The organism is Pyrobaculum neutrophilum V24Sta (genome assembly GCF_000019805.1).
In the GTDB taxonomy this organism is placed as follows: domain Archaea; phylum Thermoproteota; class Thermoprotei; order Thermoproteales; family Thermoproteaceae; genus Pyrobaculum; species Pyrobaculum neutrophilum.
Window position 1 is genome coordinate 681,353 of the sequence record NC_010525.1, and the last position, 24,480, is coordinate 705,832.

A 24,480-nucleotide genomic window follows, 5' to 3' on the forward strand; every position below is an offset into this window, starting at 1 on the left:
TTAAAGCATGGCGTTGGAAAAGCTTAAAAAGACGCCATAGAGAGGTGCCGTGGCTCGGTCGGCGTATGGCTATATGGCGATGTGGTATAGGAAAATCGGCAGAGAGGTCCACGAGAGGTTGATGAGGAAGATCCTCATAGAGTGGAGAAGGGCGCCCTCCATTGTGAGAGTCGAGAGGCCGTTTAGGCTTGAGAAGGCGAGAAAGCTGGGCTACAAGGCCAAGCAGGGGGTAGTCGTCGTGAGAGTAAGGCTCATGAGAGGCCCCTTCAACAGGAGGAGGCCGGACTCCGGCAGAAGACCAAAGAGGATGGGCGTCTACGGCATAACCACCTGGAAATCCTGGCGCCAGGTGGCAGAGGAGAGAGCTGCCAGGAGGTACCCCAACCTGGAGGTCCTAAACAGCTACTGGGTAGCCGACGACGGCGTCTACCGCTACTACGAGGTGATACTCGTCGACTGCAACCAGCCCACGGTCAGAGCAGACCCGCTCTACTCCGGCATATGCGGCAGGGAGGTGCCCAGCAGGAGGATAACGCGTAGGCTGAGGGAGAGGCAGAGGAAGCTGATTGAGCATCTAAAGAAGACGCTTCTGCCAAAGCTGAAGGGGGGACAGTAAACTTTTTAAACCATCACGTCAATACAACTGCCGCGACGGGCTACGGAGACCCGCCGCAGGCGGCGCTGTGAGGTAGCCTGACGGCGTCTGGGATCACTCCTTATCGCATCTCTCTGTATAGGTGCCCCACGTAGGCCAGATTCAGGGCGCCTCTCCCCCTGAGCCCCACGTCTAGGAGGAAGGCCAGATCCGCCGATCTTGCTAGGTTGTACATCGCCAAAGCCCAGGCCGCATCCTCCGCCCTCCCCTGCATGTATACATACGTCGGCCGGCCCCCCTCCCCGTACATCCACACCTGGAGCTCGCCCAGGTTTATCTTCGACGCCTTACCCTCGGGCCTGCAGCCAAACGCGGCGTAGAACCGGTCTTTCCCAACGGCGTATTCAAGCTTGATCCTCCTCCTGGGAGCCTCCATCCCCATGATGGCGGCGTAGATATCCACGGCGGCGTATATCCTCTCCAGGGCGCGCATGGGCGTGTAGAGGCAGCCGCCCCAGGCGTCCCTTGCGCTACAGAGGCTGTAGTCGCCCCCCACGTAGGGCCTATACTTCACCGAGACCTCCACAAACTGGCCCGTCTTCTCCACGGGGATATCCACCTCCACGTCTGGCACAGGGAGGGATCTATACAGGGAGAGGGAGGCCGACAGCCACCCGTCCCCCACCACGTACACCACCTCGCCGCCGGCGAGAGCCCTCCTCACCTCATCAAAGCCGAAGACGTCGCAGGAGTCCACCACCGCGTCGTACCTCCCCTCCGGCTCTTGCACAAGCCGAACCGCCAAGACATCCCTTATAAAATCCAGCGTAAACAGCGGCTCAAAAGGCGGGACGTCCAGGAGGGGGTCCGCCGGGTTGGCGGTCAAGAGGTCTACCTCAACCCCGCTCTCCCGGAGGAGATACGCCAGGTAGGCGGAGCCCGCCTCAAGCCCCCTAATCAAAACCCTCTCAGCCATTTACCGCCAGAGCCAGCCAAGGCTTCTCCGGGAGCGGGCCGTGCTTCTCCTCGGCGTCTTTTACGGCGTATAGGCGGCAGTCCTCGCCCTTCGGCACCTTGGTGCAGAAGTCCCTGTGGAGGCTGGGCAGGTCGTCCCACACCAACTTGGCCAGATTCGGCCAGAGCCTCCAGACGTGGGCGTACATCTGCCAGCAGACGTGTCTAATCTCGGCCTGGGCGGCGTAGGCGCACCTCAGGGGGACGAAGTTCAGCAGAAGCTCCCTGGCGTTCATCTGGACGGCGAAGAGGACGGCGGTGGCGTTGGGGAGGACCATCCTGGCGTGCTCCGGCCTCCAGCCCTCCCTAAGCTTCACGTAGTCCTCGTAGGCCCTCTTGAGGAGGTCGGCGGGGAAGCCCCTGGGCACTATGAACCTGATCTCCCTCCGCGCGTAGTCGACGTAGCGTTGTGACTCAGACCAGTAGGAGGCGAGCCTGTGTCTTATGAACTGGGTGTGGCAGGCGCGGGAGCACTCCACGAGGAACTGAGCCCCCATGAACTCGAAGACAGACCAGTGGCCCTGCCTGTAGAAAGCCGAGATGCGCCTCGCCACGACGTCGCCGCCCTGTTTAAGCGCCTCCTCTAGGGGGACGCCCCGGTAGAGCACGTCGGTGAAGGAGGACACCAGCTCCTCCGACCCCCACGACCCAACCAGGGCAACCCTAGGCGTGTGGGACACCAACACCACAGCTCAACAGCCCCATGACTTAAAAACCTAGGCGTCTTTTCCACATATTACAAAGCCCCGCTCGGCGGTTGAAATCGCGGTGTTGTTGAGAGCGGGTGCGTCGCCGTCTGTGGGATGGGCGGCAAAAGCTTTTGTACCGGCTCCATCTTTCGACGTGGTTAACATCACTTTTTTGAACGTGTCTATTCCGAAAAACGTCATCAACGAGACACTCCAGGTGCTAAATAGGACTAGGGAGGGGCCTGTCACGATCTCGAACGCGCCGGAGGTCCCCATGTGGCTTCAACACGCCTTGCTTGCCATATACTTCGCCTTGCTCGCGCTGGCTATCCTGTTGATGATGCACTACATCTACTACGCGAGACACGCCAGGCCAGCCAGCGGCGACCCGCCCGACCCCCCCTCTGACGTCCCCCTCTCCATAATCATACCTGTGAAAAACGAGGCTACGGAGACCGTCGTAAACGCGGTGAGGAGGCTGGCGCAGCTGCGGTGTCCCAACGCGGAGGTGGTCGTCGTATCCGACGACCCCCCCGAGAAGGCGGCTGAGCTGGAGAAGGCGCTGGCGGGGCTCCCCGCCCGGGTGCTGAGGAGGCCGAACCCCACCGGCTACAAGGGCGCCGCCTTGAACTGGGCCGTGGAGCACGCAAGGGGGGAGATCCTCCTCTTCCTAGACGTAGACAGCGTCCCCCCGCCGGACCTCTGCGCCAGGGCCCGCGCCGTGGGCGAGAGGGAGATAGCCTTTCTGGGGTGGGACGGCTACGCCGCGGTTAAGACCCCCATCGCCGCCCTCCAGCTCTTCCTCTACAAGTACCTCCTGTACTACGTCGCGATCCTAGGCCGCTACAACACCGGGCATCCCGTCTTCGCCTTGGGCTCGGGGATCGCCGTGAGGAAGAGGTTTCTGAGGGAGGTAGGCGGCTTCTGCAACTGCACAGCCGACGACTACGACATATCCATGAAGGCGTACCTCAGCGGCGGGCGCGTCGTCTACCTCCCGGGGCCTCCCGTATACGTCGAGGTGCCCGCCGGCTACGGCGCGTTTAAGAGGCAGTACGCCAGGTGGACCTACAACTCCGCCTACCTCCTGGCGCAGTACGCCAGGCAGATCCTCAAGCTGAAGATGCCGCTGGCTCACAGGCTGAGCGTGTTTCTAAACGTGGCGACGCACCCCCTCATGATACTCACGACCTTCGCCACGATGGTCGCCACCGTCGCCATGAGCTACATGGGCATACTCCTGCCCCCCTTCCACATCTTAGCCATGCAGGGGGGCCTTCTGGCGCTGGCGCTGGCGCAGACCTTCTACGTCTACAAGCTGGCGAAGCCCGACGGCCACGGGTTCGCGGAGGTGGCCAGCATGTTGGCCAAGTCGGCGGCCCTCCTCCTCGCCCTCAGCCCCTACCTAACCTTCTACGTCCTGTTGGGCCTCCTCCGGAGGAGGATCAGGTGGTACGTAACCCCCAAGGGCCTCGCCGTGTTGAAGAGCGGAGCCCTAGGGCCCTACGAGGTGGCCACCACGTCGGCTCTCGCGGCGCTTCTAGCGCTGTCTTTCTACACGGCCAACTGGCTCTTTATAACAAACGCCGCAACCCTCCTCCTCGTCTTCCTCTACGTCTACCTACGGGTGGCCGCGGCGGCTAAGCCCTCTTGACGATTGGGTAGGGGATCACGTCTTTGATAGACTCCGCGTTTGTGATAACCATCGCCAGCCTATCTACGCCTATGCCCACCCCCCCTGTGGGAGGCATCCCAAACGACAGCTCTTCGACGAAATCCCAGTCGAGGGGGTGCGCCTCCTCCTTTGGAAACAGCTCCTCCTCTCTCACGAAGTATTCGTACTGACGCACCGGGTCGTTCAACTCCGTATAGGCGTTAGCCACCTCGTGCCCTCCCACGAAGGCCTCGAACCTCTCCACGAGGCCTCTCTTCTCCCTATGGGGTTTACAAAGCGGCGTGGACTCCTCGGGGTAGTCCAGCACAAAGGTGGGCTCCACCAGCTTCTTCTCCACCAGCTTCTCGAAGAGCTTCACCAGGGCGACGCCCCTGTTGTAGACCTTGACCGGGACCTGTAGCTCCCTGAGCTTCTCCCTTATCTGGTCGTCCGTAAGTCTATCCGGGTCGACGCCCCCGTACTCCCTAAGAGCGTCGTGGAGGGTGATCCTGCGCCAGGGCGGGGAGAAGTTTATGGTCTGGTCTCTATACTTCACAACGCCTGTGCCTAAGACGGCGGACACGGCCTCGTACACCACCTCCTCCGTCAGCCTCATCATGTCGTTGTAGTCCGCATAGGCTTGATACGCCTCGAGAGACCAGAACTCGGGGTTGTGAAGCGCGTCGATATCCTCGTTGCGGAACTGAGGCCCCACCTCGAACACCTTGGGAAAACCGGCGATGATGTAGCGCTTTAGGTACAGCTCGGGGGATATACGGAGGTACCACTCCTCATCTATAGCCCAGATCTTCGTCGTGAAGGGGCGCGCGGCGGCGCCGCCGTAGATCGGCTGGAGAACCGGCGTGGGGATCTCTATAAAGCCGCGCTTCCACATGGCCTCCCTCAGCGCCTGTATAAACCTAGCCCTCGCCGCGATCCTCCACCGGAGCTGGAGATCCAAGACCATAGCCACCGAGCGGTATCTCATGTAAAACGGCGAATCCCGGTCCACCTTCCCCCACTCCGGCAGAGGCTGAACCGCCTTAGCCAGGAGGATCAGGGAGGAGGCCTTCACCGCGTAGTCGCCCCGCTGGGTTTTAACTATGGCCCCCTCGACCCCCAAGAAGTCCCCACGCCACACGCCCTCTACCCCCGGGAGCTTGGGGTCAGCCATGACCTGGAACCTCGCCCCGTCCTCGTAGAGGTCTATAAAAACGACGTTGGGGTGCCTCCTCACGTCGGTCACCCTGCCGGCGGTCCTCACCACGAGGCCAACCCAGGGCTCCAGAAGCGCCTGCCTCCTCAGCTCGTTAAGCGCCTTAACGCTGTGTGTAATACGGAAGGAGTGGGGGTAGGGCTCCACGCCGGCCCCCCTCAGCGAATCTATAAGTCTACGCCACTCGCCGACTTTCTCAGCGCTCTGCCTCTCCGCCATCGCGGCAACAAACCCACGTCTATATAAATCAATCCACCACGACGATGCCCCAGCCGCCGAAAGACACGTCCTTGACGACGGGGATCCCAAGGCGTATGCCCAGCCCAGCCGCGCGCCGTAGCGCCCAGCGGGATGGCACATCCACAAACCGCACAACGGCGTTGCCCACCACCTCCACGAGGCGCGACACCGCCACCGCCACTCCGGAGCCCACGGAGGCCCCCTGAAGAGCTATCCTCCAGCGGGAGGGCCCCACCTCCGCCAAGCGCTCCACCGCGGCGCGGCGGGGGTCGCCCCCCACGACTTCGACCCGCCTCAACCTCGGCACCCGGCCAAGCGCCTCTACCACATAGGCCAGGGGGGCCACCTCCAGGCGGGAGGGGTCCCCCCCGTCTACATACACAAAGCGGTTTGAGGCGGCGTACTGCGCGGCGGCGTTGTCCACATAGGCCACCACGTACCTCCCCACCTCGCCCCCCGACACCACCACCCCCAGCGCCCACCGGGAGAAGGGCCCCCGCCCCCTCCGCAGAGCCCACAGAGAGAAGTCGTCTATGAGGAAGGCCTTGACCTTAATGCCCACGTGCCCCCTCGGCACCACGACAGCCGGCTCCTCCACCCTCCTCACCTCGCCCCCCTCCAGTACCAGCCTCCACATCACCGCCCCAGAAGCCTACGCACCACCTCCTCCACGCGCGCCGCCACGCCGGGGTCGGGGGCCACTTCCTCAGGCCACGGCATCCCCCCGTACTCCTCCGGGAGCTTCCTCGTCGCGTCTATCCCAAGCTTAGAGCCGTAGCCGGGGACCGGCGAGCCCGTGTCCAAGACGTCGACGTGCGCCCCCTGCACCACCACCACATCCCGCTGGGGGTCAACCCGCTGCGCTATGGCGAACACCACCTCGTTAAGGTCGTGGACGTCAACGTCGTGATCCACCACGACCACCACCTTGGTCAAAGACAGCATGTGGCCGAGCCCCCAAAGCGCAAACATGACCTTCTTCCCCTGGCCGGGATACCGCTTACGGATAGAGACGATGGCGACGCCTTGGAAAAGGCCGTACATGGGCAAGTTCAGATCCACCACCTCCGGCATGAGGAACTGGAGCACCGGGAGGAAGACCCTCTCAACCGCCTTACCCATGTACGCGTCCTCAAGAGGCGGCCGGCCCACCACCGTGCCGTAGTAGATGGGGTCCTCCCTCCTAAGCAGAGCCTTGGCCTTGAAGACGGGGTAGAGGCCCCCCCGGTCGTACACGCCGTAGTGATCCCCGAAGGGCCCCTCCCTCCTCAGATCTCCAACGTCTACACAGCCCTCCACCACGGCCTCGGCCCGCGCCGGGATGTGGAGATCCGTGGCGACGCCTTTCGTCACCTCCAGCCCGCCCCCCCTGAGCACCCCCGCGAATAGATATTCGTCGAGGGGGTAGGGCGTCGGCATCATGCCGCTGAGGAGAAAGGCGGGGTCCCCCCCGACGACAATCGCCGCGTCTACACAGCCCCGGGTAGAGCCGAAGAGGTCGGCCGCCCTCTTGTGGATCTGGGCGTGGACAACGGCCTCCCTCTCCCCCAGGATCTGAATCCGGTACACCCCCAGGTTGTACACCCCCCGGACGTCCCTCGTGACCAAGACGCCGTATGTAATGTAGCGGCCGGCGTCCCCAGGCCAGCTCTTGAAAGCCGGGATGGAGAGCAGGTTGGGCTCCTCCACCACCTCCCTCACCGGCCCCCCACGCACGACCCTAGGCGCGTAGCGCCCCAGCTCGAAAAGGCCGGCGGCGGCCTTGAACTTATCCAGGAGAGAAAGGGGAGGCGGAGCGGCGAAGGGCTCCACAAGCCGCCTACCCACATCCTCAAGCCGCTCAACGCCGAGCGCCAGCTTAACCCTGTCTAGAGACCCGAAGAGGTTCCCAGCCACCCGCCACCCGGGGAACCCCCTAACCGACTCGAACAAGACGGCGGGCCCCCCGCCGTACATAACCCTCCTCAACACCTCCGGTATCTCGAGCTCGGGGGAAAGGGGGTCGGAAACCCTCCTCAGCCACCCCCTCTCCTCCAGGGCGGACAGAAACTCCCGCAGGTCGGAAAACACAGCCCTGGGGGGGACCCGGCTAAATAACTCTAACGCCGAAGAGGCCGCCGAGCCACTCGCCCAACATGTAGGTCAAGGCGGCGGTCCCCAGCAGAAGACCCACCGTCTGCAGAAACTCGTACTTGAAATCTCTCCCCGTGTATACAGACCCCTGGAAGGTCAACATGAAGCTCAGCAGAACCCCCACGGCGATGGAGGCGGCGAAGGCGTGGTAGACGTCGTGGGTGAGGAAGTAGGGAAGCGACATGAGGGACACAGCCGCAATGTAGCCCACGCCGGTGACCAAGGCCGCCACCGCGGGGGATTTCCCAACCTCGTGGCGCGTCTGGAGGTAGGAGGCAGACGCCATGGAGATGGCGGCCCCTATCCCCACAATAAGGCCGATGACCCCCGCCACGACGGTGCTGTTGGTGGTGCCAAGAGTCCCCGCGTGGGCCCCAGTGATCTCGATCACCGCGTCCGCCAGACCCAACACCAGAGACCCCATGTACTTCACAATAGTCTCGTCGATCTGCTCCACAAGCGCCACCTCGTGCTCCTCCCCATCCCTAATAATGCGGCGGAGAGCCTCTAGATCCTCCCCCCGGACCACCCCCAGGAGGGACTTGTACCGCGCCACCGCCTCCACCTCTCCACGCTCCAGAAGCTTAGCCACGAAGGTAACCCCAAAGACAAACCGCAGGAGAACCATAAACAGGGCGTAGAGCCGCGTCCGCCACACCGGCGGCCTCACGCCGGCGATGCGGCTCCAGAACCTGAAGTGGTCCAGCTCAGCCGCCGCCAAAGCCTCCAGAACCCCCCTCCGCCTCTCGTTTCTCTCCACCCGCGCCAAGGCGCTGTACACTACATATTCCTTATACTCGTCCAGCGCCGCCTCCCGCGCGATTCTGTACAAACTAGAATCTACTTCCATCAAGAAGCGAGTTGCAATGTAGTTTATAAACCTTGGCCCCTCCTCCAGTGGTAGAGGTTCCTCGCAATAGAGAGGAGGGAAAGGCCCACCTCCCGCCTATCCTCCTCCAGCGAAAGCACCGCCTCCATAAACGGCGTACTCCCGTCGATCCCCCGCGACCTGAGATACGCCCAGAGATCCCTAAAGAAGTCGGTCATCTTAAGCGAGTTGAGGTAGGCGTCAAGGGAATCCCTCAATACGGCAATCCGCTTCCTCCCCTGAACCACCGTGAAGACAACCCCGTCCCGCTCCAGAACATAGAGGTGCCACTGCGCCGCCCCATAGGAGATGCCCAAAGCCTTAGCGATCTGGTAGACAGATGCGCTCCCCCGCTCCCTAAGGAGCTCGACGATACGCCTCCTAACCTCAGAAGGCTCCACGAAAGACACAAAACCCCGATATAAAACCTTGAACAACGGCGCGGGAGAGGGCAGAAAAACTTTTAAACACCCAAGTTCAAGAAAGAACGCGCCTTCACAAGTGAAGCCGGGCAAAAGCCCGGCAGACCCTCACCCTAATGTTCCCCGGACGTCCCCCCCTGGAAACCCCAGGCCGGGGCGCCGGGGAGAAACCCCACGCCGCCGCCAAGGAGAAGCCCGGACAAACCCACCCCCCGGGCGGCCTTGCGGCCGTCCGAAACCGGTTGATCCTGCCGGACCCGACCGCTATCGGGGTAGGGCTAAGCCATGCGAGTCGCGCGCCCGGGGGCGCCCGGGAGCGGCGCACGGCTCAGTAACACGTGCCCAACCTACCCTCGGGAGGGGGACACCCCCGGGAAACTGGGGCCAATCCCCCATAGGGGAGGGGCGCTGGAAGGCCCCCTCCCCCAAAGGGATGGCGGCCGATCCGCCGCCATCCGCCCGAGGATGGGGGCACGGCCCATCAGGTAGTTGGCGGGTTAAAGGCCCGCCAAGCCGAAGACGGGTAGGGGCGGTGAGAGCCGCGAGCCCCGAGATCGGCACTGAGACAAGGGCCGAGGCCCTACGGGGTGCAGCAGGCGCGAATACTCCGCAATGCGGGCAACCGCGACGGGGCTACCCCGAGTGCCGGGCGAAGAGCCCGGCTTTTGCCCGGTCTAAAAAGCCGGGAGAATAAGCGGGGGGCAAGTCTGGTGTCAGCCGCCGCGGTAATACCAGCTCCGCGAGTGGTCGGGGTGTTTACTGGGCTTAAAGCGCCCGTAGCCGGCCCGGCAAGTCGCTCCTGAAATCCCAGGGCCCAACCCTGGGGCGGGGGGCGATACTGCCGGGCTAGGGGGCGGGAGAGGCCGCCGGTACTCCGGGGGTAGGGGCGAAATCCGTTAATCCCCGGAGGACCACCAGTGGCGAAAGCGGGCGGCCAGAACGCGCCCGACGGTGAGGGGCGAAAGCCGGGGGAGCAAAGGGGATTAGATACCCCTGTAGTCCCGGCCGTAAACGATGCGGGCTAGCTGTCGGCCGGGCTTAGGGCCCGGCCGGTGGCGAAGGGAAACCGTTAAGCCCGCCGCCTGGGGAGTACGGCCGCAAGGCTGAAACTTAAAGGAATTGGCGGGGGGGCACCACAAGGGGTGAAGCTTGCGGCTTAATTGGAGTCAACGCCGGAAACCTCACCCGGGGCGACAGCAGGATGAAGGCCAGGCTAACGACCTTGCCGGACGAGCTGAGAGGAGGTGCATGGCCGTCGTCAGCTCGTGCCGTGAGGTGTCCGGTTAAGTCCGGCAACGAGCGAGACCCCCACCCCTAGTTGCTACCCCGTCCTACGGGACGGGGGGCACACTAGGGGGACTGCCGGCGTAAGCCGGAGGAAGGAGGGGGCCACGGCAGGTCAGTATAGGGACCATGGGGAAACGCCCAGGTCCCGCTGAAGCCCCGAAAGCCGTGGCCCCAACGGGTAAATTAACCCCATCTACAAAAGACATGGACTGGCGGCTCTACCTATGTGGTCTCATAGCTGCAGATGGCCACCTCGACTGTAGAGGAGAAATCACATTGGCACAGAAGAGGAGAGACTTCATAGATACAATCGCAACGATAATGAAGACAAACGGCATAGATATAGCGAGCATTTTCTACGATAGAAAAGCGGGTGTGTGGAAGCTCAAAACAAGAGACAAAGATTTCTACAGGTACCTAATAAACAACGGGCTAAAGTGCGGAAGAAAAAGCTCGGAGATCAACCCACCCGCCGTTGAACCAACGGCGGGACTCCCATACGTCATAGGCTTCATCGATGGAGACGGGTGGGTTGAACAAATTACAAAAAAGTACAGAAGCCGAACATACACCTATCTGAGAGTAGGCCTAAAGACGAAAAGTAAAGCGCTAAGGGACTGGATCGCAGAGGTGCTCAAGGCCAACGGCATAAGAGCCAACACCGCGGACAAAAAAGACGGATACGAAATCCACATAGATACGATAGAGGCGTGGACAGTAGCCAAAATGTTGCTCAACCCTACCCACCACGAAAGACTAAAACAAATCCGGGACTCCAGACTCTAACTCATCTTTCTCCCAACCCGTTGGGGCACGGCCGGGAGACCCCGGGGCTGCACGCGAGCTGCAATGGCGGGGACAGCGGGATCCGACCCCGAAAGGGGGAGGCAATCCCGTAAACCCCGCCCCAGTAGGGATCGAGGGCTGCAACTCGCCCTCGTGAACGTGGAATCCCTAGTAACCGCGTGTCACCAACGCGCGGTGAATACGTCCCTGCCCCTTGCACACACCGCCCGTCGCACCACCCGAGGGAGCCCTCTGCGAGGCCCCTTGCCGACGAGGTGGGGGGACGAGCAGGGGGCTCCCAAGGGGGGTGAAGTCGTAACAAGGTAGCCGTAGGGGAACCTGCGGCTGGATCACCTCCACCCGGGGGTGGGTAGTCCAAAGGGCTTCTCCTTGGCCCCGCAAGCCGCCGCTCCGCACGGCAAAGCCGTCCGGTGGATGGCTCGGCTCGGGCGCCGAAGAAGGGCGTGGCAAGCTGCGATAAGCCCGGGGGAGCCGCAGGCAGGCTTAGAACCCGGGATCCCCGAATGGGGCTTCCTGCCGGGGCCGAACAGGCCCCGGCGCCCCGTAAGGGGCGGGAACGCGGGGAACGGAAACATCTTAGTACCCGCAGGAGGAGAAGCCAAAAGGGATCCCCTGAGTAGGGGCGACCGAAAGGGGGAGAGCCCAAACCAAATCCCCACGGGACAACCGTGGGGAGATGTGGGGCTTGGGCCTGGGCAACCGCCGGCGGGCGGTAGCCGAAGTGGGCTGGAAAGCCCCGCCGTAGAGGGTGATAGCCCCGTAGGCGAAACCGCCCGTGGCGGAGTCCCGGGATCCCGGAGTACCACGGCTTAGTTTTGCCGTGGGAATACGCCGGCCACTGGCCGGCAAGGCTAAACACGTCCCGAGTCCGATAGCGCACTAGTACCGTGAGGGAAAGCTGAAAAGAACCCCGGAAGGGGGGTGAAAAGAGCCTGAAACCGGGCGGCTACAGTGGGGCGGGCCCGAAAGGACGCCCCTCCCCGAAGGAAACCCCGGTGACGGGGGAGTACGAGGGGAGGGGTCCAGGGTCCGCCCTTACGTCTAGAAACACGGGCCGGGGAGTTCACGGCCGTGGCGAGCCTAAGGGGTTCAACCCCGGAGGCGTAGGGAAACCGACAGCCCGCAGCGGGGAAACCCGCGAGGGGCGGGGTCTGAAAGGGCCCGTAGTCACGGCCGTGAGACCAGAAACCGGGCGATCTAGCCCTGGGCAGGGCGAAGCGGGGCGAAAGCCCCGTGGAGGCCCGAAGGGGTTCTGATGTGCAAATCGTTCCCATGACCTGGGGCTAGGGGCAAAAGACCAATCAAGCCCGGTGATAGCTGGTTCCCCCCGAAGCTGGTCCCAGCCAGGCCTCCCCAGAGGCGGCCGGCGGGGTAGAGTACTGATCGGGGGTGCGGGAGCCGAAAGGCTCCGGCCCCCGGTCAAACTCCGAACCTGCCGGCGCCGTAGAAGGGGGGAGGCGGGGGCGGTGGGGTAAGCCTCCGCTCCGAGACGGGAACAACCGAGACCGGGGTTAAGGCCCCCAAGTGCGGGCTTAGTGTCAATCTCAAAGGGCGTCCCCCGCCCAAGACAGCGGGGCCGTGGGCCTAACAGCAGCCATCGGCTAAGCAACGCGTAACAGCGGACCCGCCGAGGCGGGGGGCCCCGAAGATGTACAGGGACTAAGCCCGCCGCCGAGACCCCGGGCCTCCGGCCGTTGGCCGGAGTGCGGTAGGGGGGCGCGGCCGTGGGGCAGAAGCCGGGCCGTGAGGTCCGGTGGACCCGCGGCCGACGAAGATCCCGGCGGTAGTAGCAGCGAAGAGGGGTGAGAAGCCCCTCCGCCGGAAAGGACCAGGGTTTCCTGGCAACTTCAATAGGCCAGGAGTTAGCCGGTCCTAAGGCGGGGCCTAATAGGCACCCGCCGAAAGGGAAACGGGTTAATATTCCCGTGCCGCGGGGGTAGGTTCTGCGGCAACGCAGGCCCCGTCCCCGACGCCTCGGGATAGGGCGGGCGGGACTGCCGTCCCGCTTAACCGTCGAAGGCCGGGGAGTGCCGTAATGGCGAGAACCGGCCGAAGGCGGGAATAGCCGGGGGTTTCCCCGGTCCGCCCGAATCCTGGGGCCCGTGAAAAGGGGACGGGGAACGAGCCCCCGCGCCCGTACCGAGAACCGACGCAGGTGCTCCTGGGTGAGAAGCCCAAGGCGGCTCGGGTGACCCCGGGCCAGGGAACTCGGCAAATTGGCCCCGTAACTTCGGGAGAAGGGGTGCCTGCGGCCTTAGGGTACACCCCTGGGGCCGCAGGTCGCAGTGACAAGGGGGACCTGACTGTTTAACAAAAACATAGGTCCCCGCGAGCCCGTAAGGGCGGTAAGGGAGCCAAGCTTAAAAATACGGGGGTGGCAATTGTATAGTGGATATATTCCAGTATGTCAAAGCTCTCAGCGCTTTTGATGGCTATGTCGATTACAGAGTCGGCAAAAACTACGAAATCGTAATCGCCGATATGTCTAAGGAATTCCTCGAGGAGATATGCAACGAGCTAAGAAAATACGGCGTGAGTTGCGGAGTCTATGCTTCGCGAAGAGACAGAGCCTTTAGGCTTAGAATATACGGCAAGGAGTCTGTCGATAGAATCTTGAACTCCAGCCTTGCCCCCGAGGTGCTAATAGCGGCTGCAATAGATGCCGAGGGGAATGTGAAGAAATATAGAAATCAGCCTTTTAGAACCAGAATTGTTGTAAAGAGCGACATGGCTAGACGAATTGAAGATGCGCTCACTGCGCTTTCGATAAGATACGTTAAGATCACTAGGAAAGGAGGTAGATACACTGAAATCGTTGTATCTGGTAAGGAGGAGAACCAAAAGCTGTATCGGGTAGTTAAAATACGCCACCCCCAAAAATTACAGGTGGTGGGTCATTATCTTAACCTCTAGGCCGAACAAGCTGGCTCCCTTCCGCCCCGGGAGAGGGTGTGTACGGGGGCTGAATCCTGGCCACTGGCGGTACGTGAACCCCGGTTACAACCGGGCGAAGCGCCGCTGAAGGCCGGGGGTAACTCTGACCCTCTTAAGGTAGCCAAATGCCTTGCCGGGTAAGTTCCGGCGTGCATGAATGGATCAACGAGGTCCCCACTGTCCCGGCCCGGGGCCCGGCGAACCCACCTCCAGGTGCACAGTCCTGGGACCCCCGACGGGGCGAGAAGTCCCTATGGAGCTTCACAGCAGCCTGTCGTTGCGGGGGGGCGGGGGGTGCAGAGCGTAGGTGGGAGCGATGAAACGGGGCCTCCGGGTCCCGTGGATGCGGTCCTGGAACACCACCCACTCTCCGCCCCTCCGCTTACCCGCCGGAAGGCGGGGACAGCGGCAGGCGGGCTGTTCGGCTGGGGCGGCACACCCCTGAAAAGATATCGGGGGTGCCCAAAGCTCGGCTCAGGCGGGTCAGAAATCCGCCGTAGAGTGTAAGGGCAAAAGCCGGGCTGACTGGGCCCTTGAACACAAGGGGCCCAGGCGGGAAACCGGGGCCTAGAGAACGCTCGTGCCCCCACCAGTGGGGGCCGGGCATGACAGAAAAGTTACCCTAGGAATAACCGGCTCGTCGCGGGTGAGAGTCCCCATCGACCCCGCGGTTTGGTACCCAGACGTCGTCTCTTCCCATCCTGGCGGTGCAGCAGCCGCCAAGGGTGGGGCTGCCCGCCCATTAAAGGGGAACGTGAGATGGGTTCAGACCGTCGCGAGACAGGTCGGTCTCTACCTGTCGGGGGCGTTGGCCGCCTGAGGGGAAGGTGCCCTCAGTACGAGAGGAACGGGGCGCCGCGGCCTCTAGTGTACCGGTTGTCCGGCAGGGCACTGCCGGGCAGCCACGCCGTGGGGGATAACCGCTGAAAGCATCTAAGCGGGAAGCCCTCCCCGAGACGAGGCGGCCGTCGCCCTGGGGGGCAACCCCTGGGGCGCGAGGGCTCCCGTAGAAGACGGGGTTGATGGGGGGGCGGTGTAACCCCCGAGGGTTCTCCCGAGGGGGGAGCCGGCCCCTCCCAATCGCCCGAGCGTGCGGGGCGGCGGGCGAAAGGGCCTGGCGGCGGCGTGGGGGTTGCCTCTTCTGGCATTCTTCTTGTCCACTCCTTCTGCGCAGATCTTAACTCTAGAGCTCACCTCTTCTGACCTTCTTGCTGGGTTTTTGGCTTGTTGTTTGTCAGGTAGTGTTTATTGCCGTTTTTCCGTCTGGTATGCGGGTTTTATTGTTGGTGTTGGCTTTGTACAGACCCGTTAACCCGCTGAAACCTCCACTCAGCCCCACAGAAGCCCTCACCAAAACCTCCGAATACCCTAAATCCCACCAACGCTGAAGATCAAAAACCTTCAAGAAATACGCATCACGGTAGTCACCAGTATCACAAGAACAAGACCACTAGTCTCCACATTACCCAACACAACTACACCGTTCTTTACTTTGCCTGTTTTGGGAGGACTGTTCTTGGTGCGGCTCTGGGGAGCCTCCTCCTGTGAAGAACGTGGGTACGCTGTATGAGGATGAGATTTTGTGGGTTACCTACGTGGGGGGTAGGTGGGGGGTAGAGGTTTTGTGGCACCAGGGGGCTTCGGCTATCAGGTTTGTGTGAATGGATCTCTCTTCTCCGTGACTATGGCCTTTGGCGGATCCGCAGAAGGCGTATATGGAACTGCTGAGGAGGTGGCTACTGGAGGAGAGGTGGGGGGATATAAGGGTGCCGGGTTCGACGGGGCGCCCCTCTGGTTTGTCGACGCTACACGAGGGCCTCTGCAGAGCGGGATAGGCGGCTTGGCCGTTTACGTAGCCTCTTTTGCGCTGGTTGGGGCTAACTCGCGCGCCGGGCTTTCCGCCTCCGCGCCTATCTGCCGAGGCGCGCGGCGCCGTAGCTCCGGCGTGGGGGCAGTCCCGTGAGGTGCCTCGACCGGGCCTGTCCCGAGCTCTGCAGAGGGGGGCCGCGCCGCTGTCCCCCATGCCCGATGACCCCACGCCCGAGGCATCCTGGATGCCGATGAGGGCGCAGGCGAGGAGGAAGTCCCTAGGCGCGAGTCAAGAATCGTCAGTAAATTTTTATCTCGCATCTCCCTTGTTGTCGTGTTGAGGAGGGGGGATGTCTGTCCCCGGTGTGGGAGGGCTATTAGCTACTTCCACTACTGGCGTAAGGGGTCTCGGGTTTATGTCTCGGCGGTTCACTACCTAGGCAGGTCTGGGGGGAAGAAGATTATCGAGAAGTGCTACCTGGGGAGCTACTCCGCGGAGGAGGCGGAGCGCCTCTTCGGCGTGCCGCGCGGCTGAGACCGACTCCATGCCCCGCGTCTGTTTGGTTGGGGTGGGAAAGACCGGGTTTCCACGGGGGCTACCGCTATTTTCCGTAACCTGCTACTGTGGTTATCAGGGCGTCGCCGTGTTGCAACACGTCGGGTGTCTAACATCGTGTTGGTTGTTATGCCGATGGATGGGAAGTGCTGTTGGTAGTTTGGAGTAGATACGGGGGGCTGTAGGGCGTCGTCGTCTGAGGCTTGTACCAGCGGGGTAGAGGCGGGGACTTATGTCGATAGGTCCGCTTTTGTAGAGTTTGTATGACGTCGGTTCAGGTTGTCTGTTGCCCCTTTGGTAGCTCCAGCCTACTGAGTTGGCGAGGGTCGGCGATGGGGGGTGGTCGTATGTTGGGGTGGAATCGTTTTGGTCTTCCATTGGGGGGTGGGCGTCGCCGAGTTTCGCCGTAATGAGGCGTAGCGGTTGTGCATATGTTCTAGCGTTTTCTTGTGGCGGCGTAGAGGAGGTATCCGAAGGCTAGCCACAGGGCGAGGAACCATAGGTATGGTAGTTTTTCGATGGCTGTGAACGCTATTCCTGTGGCTGTGAGGGCTGTGGCGGCGATTGAGGTGGTGGGGAACCCGCGTATGCGTGGCGATCTGAAGGCGCTGTGTAGGATGCCGCGTTTTGTGACGAGTCCTAGGGAGAGGGCTATCATTAGGTAGTTTATTAGGGACCCCACGGCGTAGATGTCTACCAGTAGCTCTATCTCCCCGGGGAGGAGGAAGAGTATGGAGACTACGTAGGTGAAGGTGAGTCCGACGTAGGGGGTTCTGAATCTCCTGTGTAATTTCGCGAAGTGTGGGGGTAGGAGCTTTTCGTCCGCCAGTATGTAGATTAGGCGGGCGAAGGCCACGTATCCGGTGAGGGCGGCCATCAACATTATCATGACTATGACCGCGAAGACTGGGGTCTCCATCGGGGGGGCGACCTTTTGGGCTAGCTGTAGCATGACTAGCGCTGGGTCTTTTATCTCGGCGGGCGTTAGGGCGGACATTATCGCGGACGAGAGCAGGAGGCCGTATGTGGTGCCGACGGCCGCCGCAATGGCGGCCGCTCTGGGTATCTGTATGAGGGGGGCCGTGGCCTCGCCGGCTAGTTGCCCGATCGCGTCTATGCCAGTGTAGCCTCTGGAGGCGAGGGAGAAGGCGTAGAGGAGGTTCTGCGGCTCTACGCCGCGCCAGCTGAAGTAGGGGGGCGGCGCGCCGAATTTCGTGAAGACGGCGGCGAGTAGGGCTGTCATCACCGCGGCCTCTGCGGTAAATACGGCCAGGCCGACCCGCGACGACTCTTTTATCCCCACCAGGGCGAGGATGTAGAGCGCGGTGGAGAGGGCTATGGCAAGGGCCTGCGGAGGTATGGCCAAGCCGCTGTAGGCCAGTATGTACTTGGAGGCGTCTAGGGTTCCGTAGCCGACCATGATTATCTGGTCTATCGCGAGTAGCCAGACCGCGGTGAAGGCGCCCAGGTTGCCCAACCCGATTTTCACATGTAGATAGGAGCCGCCCGTCTCCGGGAACCTCGACCCCATCTCTCCGTAGGCCAGCGCAACCGCTATCAACAGGGCGGCGCTGTACAACATGACGAAAAGCCCGTACTGACCAGCCGCGAGGAGGATGAAGCCCGCCATTAGGTAGAAGGTGGACTGTGAGTCGTGGTGGACTAGGGCGTAGATATCCCAAGTGCCCAACCTCCTCCTCAGCCATTCGCGGAAGGCCACCTGGCCCGTCGTACCTCGGCCCTATTTAAGCATATCCGCAGGTCAACACGCCGTCTTCCAGCCCGCAGACTGGGGGCGGCGCCTCCTTGCGGTACAACCGAAAGCCTCAGGGCCGAGGGCGCGGCTATCTCCCCAGCGGCTTATCTCTTCTTATGAGACCTGCCCTGAGTAGGTGGTCGGCGAGTGCTACCGCCGTGATGGCCTCCAGCGCCACGAGGGCTTTGGGGACTATGGACACGTCGTATCTCCCCTTGAACTCTATCGTCGTAGGCTCCATCTTGGCTAGGTCCACCGTCTGCTGCGGCTTTCTGACGGAGGGGGTGGGCTTGAACCAGGCTCTGAAGTATATGGGGGTTCCCACGGTTATTCCGCCGAGGACGCCGCCGATTTTGTTGGTGGCGAGGGTTGGCCTGCCGTTGGCGACTGTTATGGGGTCGTTGGCCTCGCTTCCCCACATCTTCGCCAGCGCTCTGCCCATGCCCCAGTCGAGCGCTATGGCGCCTGGTATGGAGAAGGCGGCGGCGGCTATGTCGGCTTTTATCTTGCCGAAGTGGGGCTCCCCCAGGCCGGGCGGCACCCCCACGGCCCAGACCTCCACCCCCCCGCCTATGCTGTCTCCCCTCATGGCGGCCTCCCGGATCTTTTCCAGCATTTTGTCTAGGGCTTGTTGATCCACCACGGGGAGGGGCCGCCCCCAGCTTTTTTTGACGTCTTCGTAGGTGTAGCTGGCGTTTATCTCGACGCCGCCTAGCTCGACTATGTGGCCGGCCACCTCGGCGCCGGCTAGGGCGAGCATCTTCTTGGCGACTGCCCCCGCCGCCACCACAGCCGCGGTTGTTCTACCGGAGGCTCTGCCTCCCCCCCTGTGGTCGTAGTGTCTGCCGTATTTGAGGTAGTAGGCGAAGTCGGCGTGGCCCGGCCTGGGCTTCATCCAGAGCTCCTCGTAGTAGCTGGAGATGACGCGTCTGTTCCATATCACGACGGCTATGGGGGTGCCCTGGGTGTAGCCCTCCTTCACGCCGGATAGTATCTCCACCTCCTCCGGCTCGCACCTCGGGTTGAGGACTGGTATGTGGCAGAACATCCTCCTCTCCAGCTCCCTCTTGATGTCCTCCTCCGTCAGTTCCAGCCCAGCCGGCACGCCGTCTATCACCACGCCTATGGCCTTGCCGTGGGATTCGCCGAAGGTGGTTATCCGGAGCTCTCTTCCGAAGGTGTTCATATCCCTAGGAACTCGAGGACGGCCCTCTTCATAACTGTTCTGTCCGGCTCTACTCCGAGCCAGATCTTCTCGGCTTGAGCCCCCTGCTCCACCAGTAGGTCTACCCCGTCTACCACCTTTATCCCTAGCCTCTGGGCCTCCTCCACCATCTTTGTCCTGGGGGTTGGGATGTAGGCGAAGTCCACGTAGAGAGAGGCGCCGCTGAGGTCTGCCACCATGGCGTCGTAGACGGGGGTCGCGTTTACGACCACGTCCGCCTTGACGGGGCTCCTCACGGCTTTTACCTCCCTCTTGAACTTCTCGGCGAACTCCCTGGCTAGGGCCTCGGCCCTCTCGTAGGTCCTGTTGGCTATGTAGACGGCCCTGGCCTCGGCCTTGATCGCGGCGAAGAGGGCGGCCCTCGCGGCGCCCCCTGCGCCCACTATCAACACGTCTGCCCCCCTCATGTGGGAGCCCGCCAGCTGGTAGACCGCCGAGGCGTCTGTGTTGTAGCCGACGAGGAGGTTCCTCTCCACAAGCACAGTGTTCACAGCGCCTATGGCTCTGGCGTCTGCCGCAACGCCGTCGAGGTGCTTCACCACCTCCTCCTTGTGGGGGATAGTGACGTTGAAGCCTCTTAGGTTCAGCCTGGCGAGCTTGAGGAAGCAGGGTAGCTCCTCCCTCGGCACGTCGACGGCTATATACACGGCGTTGACCCCGAGGGCTTTGAAAGAGGCGTTGTGCATGGCGGGGCTCGCCGACTTCCCCCTCACGTGTGTGCCTATCACCGCGAAGTACATGGCGCCTGTATTAACTATTTAAATAAGTGTTTTCCCATCCATATGCGTCCCCCAGCTGACGGTTGGGGTAGTGGGCGCCGGCAAGTTGGGTAGCCAGCTGGCGCTGCGCCTAAGGGGAGACGGGGTGAGGGTAATCGCGTCGGTAAAAACGGAGAGGTCTAGGCAGAGGCTCTCTGCCCTTGGCCTAGAGGCGTATACTGACAACAGGCCCGTGGTGGAGGGCAGCGACCTCCTCCTCCTCGCCGTGAAGCCGGCTAATCTCCCGGAGCTTGACTTCCATGTGGATAAGCCGCTCGTCTCCTTCGTGGCTGGCGCGTCGACGGAGGCCCTGAGGAGGCTCTCCTCCCGGCCCTACAGGGCTATGACCAACGTTGGTCTTACGGCCATCGCCGTGGCTGGCCCCTACGACGAGGAGGTAAACTCCGTGCTCTCCCGGATAGCGCCCACCTTCTGGGTGGAGGAGCGCCTCATAGACCCCCTCACCGTGTTGCTGGGCTCGGGGCCGGCCATCGTGGCTGAGCTCGCGCTTGCCCTCGTGAGAGCCGGCGTAAACATCGGCATCCCCTGGGACCTCTCCAGGGAGGTGGTCCTATCTCTCATGGCCTCCCTCCCCCACCTCGACGAGAGGTTCACCCTGGAGAAGCTGGCGCAGTACGTGGCGACCCCCGGCGGCACTACGATAAAGGCGTTGCTCGAGCTTTACCCAGCCGAGGCTCAGCTGGGCAGAGCCGTGGAGGAGGCCTACAGGAGGATCCTAGAGATGAGGAGGTAGTCTATAACCTCCCTTGTGGTTTTCGTGAGATCCATCTCCAGCGCCTTTTCCACTGGCACGAAGGCGGCGTCCTCTGCGTCGTCTGAAGCCTTGGGCTGCGCGCCGTCGGCTACCTCGACTAGATACACCAGGATGACGAAGTGGTACTTGACGCGTCCTCCCTCCCGCTCGATGTACTCCACGGGCTTTAGGAAGCGCTTCACCACGCCCTCTAGACCAGTCTCCTCCTTGAGCTCCCGGAGGACGGCCTCCTCGAGCTTCTCCCCCAACTCCACGTGTCCCCCCGGGAGGCTCCACTTGCCGGCGCTGGGCGGGTACTTCCTCTTTATCAGGAGGATCTCGCCGCCTCTAACCGCGGCCGCGGCCACCGCTACGACGGGGCGCTCCACAGCCGGCGGCGCCTGCGTCTTTATAAATGTGGCCTCGCTTGGCCAAATCTTTATAAGGGATTCTCTACACCTCAGCCATGTTTGACAAGCTTAAGCCTATGACTATTGGCCAGGAGAGGGCTGTGAACGTGCTGAAGGACCCCGACAACGAGCTTATAGGCCTCTTCGGCCCCACCGGCACCGGCAAATCTCTTCTGAGCATCGCCTACGGGATCTGGGCGGTGGAGAGCGGGAAGGCGAAGAGGTTCATAATCGCTAGGCCGATCGTAGACGTGGCGACCGGCGAGGTGCTTACGCCGGAGAGGCTAGGCGAGATGTACTACCGAATAGCTGCCGCGTACCTTGAGGACATACTGGGGCCCTACGCCGAGAGGGAATACATAGAGAGGCTTCTGAAGGAGGAGCGGGTTATCGTAACCGACGTGTCCTACCTCAGGGGGAGGACCTTCGACGACAGCGTGATATTTCTAGACGATGCGCAGAACGTGCGCCCCGAGAGCGCCGCCGAGATGTTGATAAGGCTGGGGAGGGGTAGCAGACTTATCGTGGCGGGGGACCCCATCTTCCAAAGGCCCTCCGACGTGGAGAAAGACGGAGCGACCCTCCTGAGGGAGGCTCTGTTGGGGGAGGAGAAGGCCGAGGTGGTGGATCTGGGGGTTAAAGACATCGTGAGGCCGGGCGCGAGGAGGGGGATAAAGCTCGCCCTCGAGCTTAGGATGAGGAAGAGGCAGCTGTCCGAGGTGGAGAGGTACATATACGAGACCGCGAGGATTTTTGCCCCCGACGCCGACATAATAACCGCCGTGGAGTTCAGGACGGATAAGGACTCGCTGGGGATAAGGGGGGAGAACGTCCCAGACGCAATAGTCGTGGTCAAGGAGGGCCAGCTGGGGAGGGTGGTGGGGAAAGGCGGCGAGCGCGTCAAGACCATAGAGGGGGAGGTGGGGGCGCGGCTACGTCTGCTCGAGATGTCCCTCGACTTCAAGCAGTGGGTGAGGGCCGTCCACCCGGTGGGGTGGATCTCGAAGCACATAGTAGACGCCGACTTCGCGGGGCCGGAGCTCATGGTGCAGGTGAGAAAAAGCGAGTTCGGCGCCTTCATAGGCCAGAGGGGCGCCTATATAAGGCTAATAGACAGGGTTTTCAGGAAGTTGCTCGGCATAGGCGTTAGGGCGGTGGAGGCGGAGGAGTAGATGCGGGGGTACCTCCTGGGGAAGTTCGGAGAGCCCCCCGCCCTTGTGGAGCTGGAGAAGCCGAGGGCTGCCCCCGGCAGAGTTGTCGTGAAGGTGGCGGCGGCCGGCGTCTGCTACAGGGACTTCCTCACGTGGCGCGGCCTCCAGAGGGCTAGGTTGCCGGTGGTTCCAGGCCACGAATTCGCCGGCGTGGTGGAGGAGGTGGGGGAGGGCGTGGCGGAGTTTAAGCCGGGGGACGCCGTGGCCGGCATGATGTATGAGTACTGCGGCGTCTGTGAAAACTGCAGATCCGGTAGGGAGTACCTCTGCCGAAGTAGGAGGATATACGGCGAGGACCTCCACGGCGCCTTCGCCGAGTACATATCGGTGGACAGGAAATCCCTTGTGAAAATACCGCCGGGGGTGCCCCTGGAGGCTGCCTCCTTCGCCGCCTGCGTCCTCTCCACAGTCGTGAGGGGCGTTAGAAAAATCGGCGTGGCGCCAGGCATGCGGGTGCTGGTGACCGGGGCGGGCGGCGGCGTGGGGATCCACGCGGTTCAGATAGCCAAGGCCTACGGGGCGAAGGTCATAGCCGTGACGAGCCCCAGCAAGGCGGAGGCCGTGGGCAAATACGCCGACTACGTAATCTCCGAGAAGGCCTTCTCAGAAGAGGTGAAGAAGCTAGGGGGCGCAGACGGCGCGGTGGAAGCCGTCGGGGGGCCTACCCTGGAGCAGACCGTGAGATCCCTCAACTGGGGCGCCCGCGTGGCCTTGATTGGGAACGTCGACCCCCAGCCGGCGCCCCTCCCACTGGGCCTCCTCATACTGAAGGAGGTGGAGATACTGCCAGTGATCCAGGGAGGTAGGAGGGACCTAGAGGAGGCGTTGAGGCTCCTCGCCTCCGGCGCCGTAAAGCCGGTGTACACGGTACACAGCTTCTCGGAGCTACCCAAGCTCATCGCCGAGACCCCAAACGCCACACACATAGGCAGGAGGGTGGTCAAGATCGACATCTAGCGCCTCTCCGCCTCAGCCAGGTATACACGACGACGCCCACGAGCAGAGCCACGGCAACCGCCGTATCTAACCACATGCCAGCCAGCGAAGCTTGAGCTATTAAATAAATCCCCGGCTTCTGGCGGGAGGCCTCAGCGCTTATCTAATCGGCGCCAGGTCGCATTAGCCTGTGCCGAGCTCGCCTGGCCGGGAGTTGGCGACGGTCGCCGGGATGTTGGGAAGCCCGCCGTTTACGGGGGTCATAGTGATGAACCGCGGCGGCTCTCCAGCTCCTCCAACAGCTCCCTCACGGCCCTTCTAACGCTGTCGGCGCTGGAGAGCCTCGGCCTCCACCCGGCGAGCTTTGATATCTTCTCAACGGAGAGATACGAGCTTCTGCAGTCAGAAGACGCCCCACCGGCCTTTATAACCGGCGCCACACCCATCACCTCGGCAACCAACCCAGCTACATCCAACACCGTTAGAGAATCTACATTCCCGACGTTTAGCGCTAGGTACGGCTCCCCCACCTCCTCGAACTTTCTCCAGGCTCTCAGCGTTGCCTCCACAGCCTCTTCGACGTGTAGGTAGCTTTTCCTCTGTGTGCCGTCTCCCAGAACCTCCAGCTCCTCTGGCTTCTTCCTCAGCTTCATGAGGAAGTCGTAAAGCGCCCCGTGTCTCAGCCTCGGCCCCACCACGTTGGCATACCTCAGCGCCAGGCACCTAACGCCGTAAAGCCTGGCGTATGTGGCGCACATCACCTCGCCAGCCGCCTTAGCCGCGCCGTAGACCGAAACCGGCTCCAGCGGGTAATCCTCCGGAGTCGGCATAACCCTGGCGTCTCCATACACCGTCGAAGAAGAGGCAAACACGACCGTCTTAACGCCAGAGACGCGAGCCCACTCCAACACATTAAACGTAGCCACCACATTCTCCTCAAAATGGACGCGGGGCTCCGCCCTAACCTCGGGGTTGGCGGCGAAGTGGAAGACGACGTCTGCGGAGACGCCGACGGCCCAGTCCGGGTCTTTGAGGTCTGCCACGTGGAGCCACGCCTGTGGATTCACGTTCTCCCTCCTTCCGGTGGAGAGGTTGTCCACTACGATGACCTCATAGCCCTCCTCCACAAGCCGATCCACCAGGTGGCTGCCGATGAAGCCGGCTCCGCCGGTTACCAACACCTTCACGTCTGTCTGTTGTACGTGT

General features: G+C 62.3%; 18 protein-coding genes and 2 rRNA genes. 8 read left to right on the forward strand and 12 right to left on the reverse strand.

The features are described 5' to 3' along the window. Positions 1-49: 49 nt before the first annotated feature. Complete coding sequence (locus TNEU_RS03845; protein ID WP_012350126.1) at positions 50-616, forward strand: 50S ribosomal protein L15e; 567 nt, start codon at positions 50-52, stop codon at positions 614-616. 100 nt (positions 617-716) lie between these two features. Here the strand turns inward: TNEU_RS03845 and TNEU_RS03850 are convergent, their stop codons facing one another. Beyond that, positions 717-1,571 (reverse strand): hypothetical protein, encoded by an 855-nt coding sequence (locus TNEU_RS03850; protein ID WP_012350127.1) that lies wholly within the window; start codon positions 1,569-1,571, stop codon positions 717-719. Next, positions 1,564-2,298, reverse strand: a complete 735-nt coding sequence (locus TNEU_RS03855) for an FAD-dependent thymidylate synthase (RefSeq protein WP_012350128.1) — start codon at positions 2,296-2,298, stop codon at positions 1,564-1,566. The genes TNEU_RS03850 and TNEU_RS03855 overlap by 8 nt, the downstream gene beginning before the upstream one ends. 154 nt (positions 2,299-2,452) lie before the next feature. Between TNEU_RS03855 and TNEU_RS03860 the strand changes: the two genes are divergently transcribed. Then, a complete protein-coding gene (locus tag TNEU_RS03860) occupies positions 2,453-3,952 on the forward strand; it encodes a glycosyltransferase family 2 protein (protein WP_012350129.1) in 1,500 nt (499 codons plus the stop codon). Here the strand turns inward: TNEU_RS03860 and TNEU_RS03865 are convergent. From TNEU_RS03865 to TNEU_RS03885, 5 genes are read right to left on the reverse strand one after another with little or no spacing between them, the layout of a single operon-like run. Continuing rightward, positions 3,939-5,387 carry a lysine--tRNA ligase gene (locus tag TNEU_RS03865; protein ID WP_012350130.1) on the reverse strand — a complete coding sequence of 483 codons (1,449 nt, stop codon included), beginning with the start codon at positions 5,385-5,387 and terminating at the stop codon, positions 3,939-3,941. The genes TNEU_RS03860 and TNEU_RS03865 overlap by 14 nt on opposite strands. A gap of 28 nt (positions 5,388-5,415) precedes the next feature. Then, positions 5,416-6,045 carry a hypothetical protein gene (locus tag TNEU_RS03870; protein WP_012350131.1) on the reverse strand — a complete coding sequence of 210 codons (630 nt, stop codon included), beginning with the start codon at positions 6,043-6,045 and terminating at the stop codon, positions 5,416-5,418. Then, a complete protein-coding gene (locus tag TNEU_RS03875) occupies positions 6,045-7,478 on the reverse strand; it encodes a UbiD family decarboxylase (protein ID WP_012350132.1) in 1,434 nt (477 codons plus the stop codon). The genes TNEU_RS03870 and TNEU_RS03875 overlap by 1 nt, the downstream gene beginning before the upstream one ends. A 19-nt stretch (positions 7,479-7,497) precedes the next feature. Then, entirely contained in the window at positions 7,498-8,391 is an 894-nt protein-coding gene (locus TNEU_RS03880) for a VIT1/CCC1 transporter family protein (RefSeq protein WP_012350133.1), read from the reverse strand. A 23-nt stretch (positions 8,392-8,414) separates the two neighbouring features. Beyond that, positions 8,415-8,810: a winged helix-turn-helix domain-containing protein gene (locus tag TNEU_RS03885; RefSeq protein WP_148682328.1), complete on the reverse strand. Its 396-nt coding sequence runs from the start codon at positions 8,808-8,810 to the stop codon at positions 8,415-8,417. A 256-nt stretch (positions 8,811-9,066) separates the two neighbouring features. Between TNEU_RS03885 and TNEU_RS03890 the strand changes: the two genes are divergently transcribed. From TNEU_RS03890 to TNEU_RS03900, 3 genes are all read left to right on the forward strand, one after another. Further along, positions 9,067-11,263: ribosomal RNA gene (locus TNEU_RS03890) — 16S ribosomal RNA — on the forward strand. 48 nt (positions 11,264-11,311) lie between these two features. Next, positions 11,312-14,959, forward strand: a 23S ribosomal RNA gene (locus TNEU_RS03895). Together the 16S and 23S rRNA genes form the textbook arrangement of a ribosomal RNA operon. 1,043 nt (positions 14,960-16,002) lie before the next feature. Beyond that, positions 16,003-16,203: a hypothetical protein gene (locus TNEU_RS03900; RefSeq protein WP_012350137.1), complete on the forward strand. Its 201-nt coding sequence runs from the start codon at positions 16,003-16,005 to the stop codon at positions 16,201-16,203. 457 nt (positions 16,204-16,660) lie between these two features. Here the strand turns inward: TNEU_RS03900 and TNEU_RS03905 are convergent, their stop codons facing one another. From TNEU_RS03905 to aroE, 3 genes are all read right to left on the reverse strand, one after another. Beyond that, positions 16,661-17,944 carry an APC family permease gene (locus tag TNEU_RS03905; RefSeq protein WP_012350138.1) on the reverse strand — a complete coding sequence of 428 codons (1,284 nt, stop codon included), beginning with the start codon at positions 17,942-17,944 and terminating at the stop codon, positions 16,661-16,663. A gap of 124 nt (positions 17,945-18,068) precedes the next feature. After that, entirely contained in the window at positions 18,069-19,166 is a 1,098-nt protein-coding gene (gene aroC, locus TNEU_RS03910; protein ID WP_012350139.1) for a chorismate synthase, read from the reverse strand. Then, positions 19,163-19,945: a shikimate dehydrogenase gene (aroE, locus tag TNEU_RS03915; protein WP_012350140.1), complete on the reverse strand. Its 783-nt coding sequence runs from the start codon at positions 19,943-19,945 to the stop codon at positions 19,163-19,165. Before aroE ends, aroC begins: the two co-directional genes overlap by 4 nt. A gap of 55 nt (positions 19,946-20,000) precedes the next feature. On the opposite strand from aroE, the gene TNEU_RS03920 reads away from it, so the two are divergent. Then, entirely contained in the window at positions 20,001-20,717 is a 717-nt protein-coding gene (locus TNEU_RS03920; protein WP_148682329.1) for a pyrroline-5-carboxylate reductase family protein, read from the forward strand. On the opposite strand, the gene TNEU_RS03925 is transcribed toward TNEU_RS03920, so the two are convergent. After that, complete coding sequence (locus tag TNEU_RS03925) at positions 20,687-21,106, reverse strand: NUDIX hydrolase (protein WP_012350142.1); 420 nt, start codon at positions 21,104-21,106, stop codon at positions 20,687-20,689. The genes TNEU_RS03920 and TNEU_RS03925 overlap by 31 nt on opposite strands. A 77-nt stretch (positions 21,107-21,183) precedes the next feature. Here TNEU_RS03925 and TNEU_RS03930 point away from each other — a divergent pair, with 77 nt between their 5' ends. Continuing rightward, complete coding sequence (locus tag TNEU_RS03930) at positions 21,184-22,299, forward strand: PhoH family protein (protein WP_012350143.1); 1,116 nt, start codon at positions 21,184-21,186, stop codon at positions 22,297-22,299. Beyond that, positions 22,300-23,295, forward strand: coding sequence for an alcohol dehydrogenase catalytic domain-containing protein (locus tag TNEU_RS03935; protein WP_012350144.1), 996 nt, complete (start codon positions 22,300-22,302; stop codon positions 23,293-23,295). Between the two features lie 239 nt (positions 23,296-23,534). Here TNEU_RS03935 and TNEU_RS03940 read toward each other — a convergent pair whose 3' ends face one another. Continuing rightward, complete coding sequence (locus TNEU_RS03940) at positions 23,535-24,461, reverse strand: NAD-dependent epimerase/dehydratase family protein (protein WP_012350145.1); 927 nt, start codon at positions 24,459-24,461, stop codon at positions 23,535-23,537. Positions 24,462-24,480: the final 19 nt, after the last annotated feature.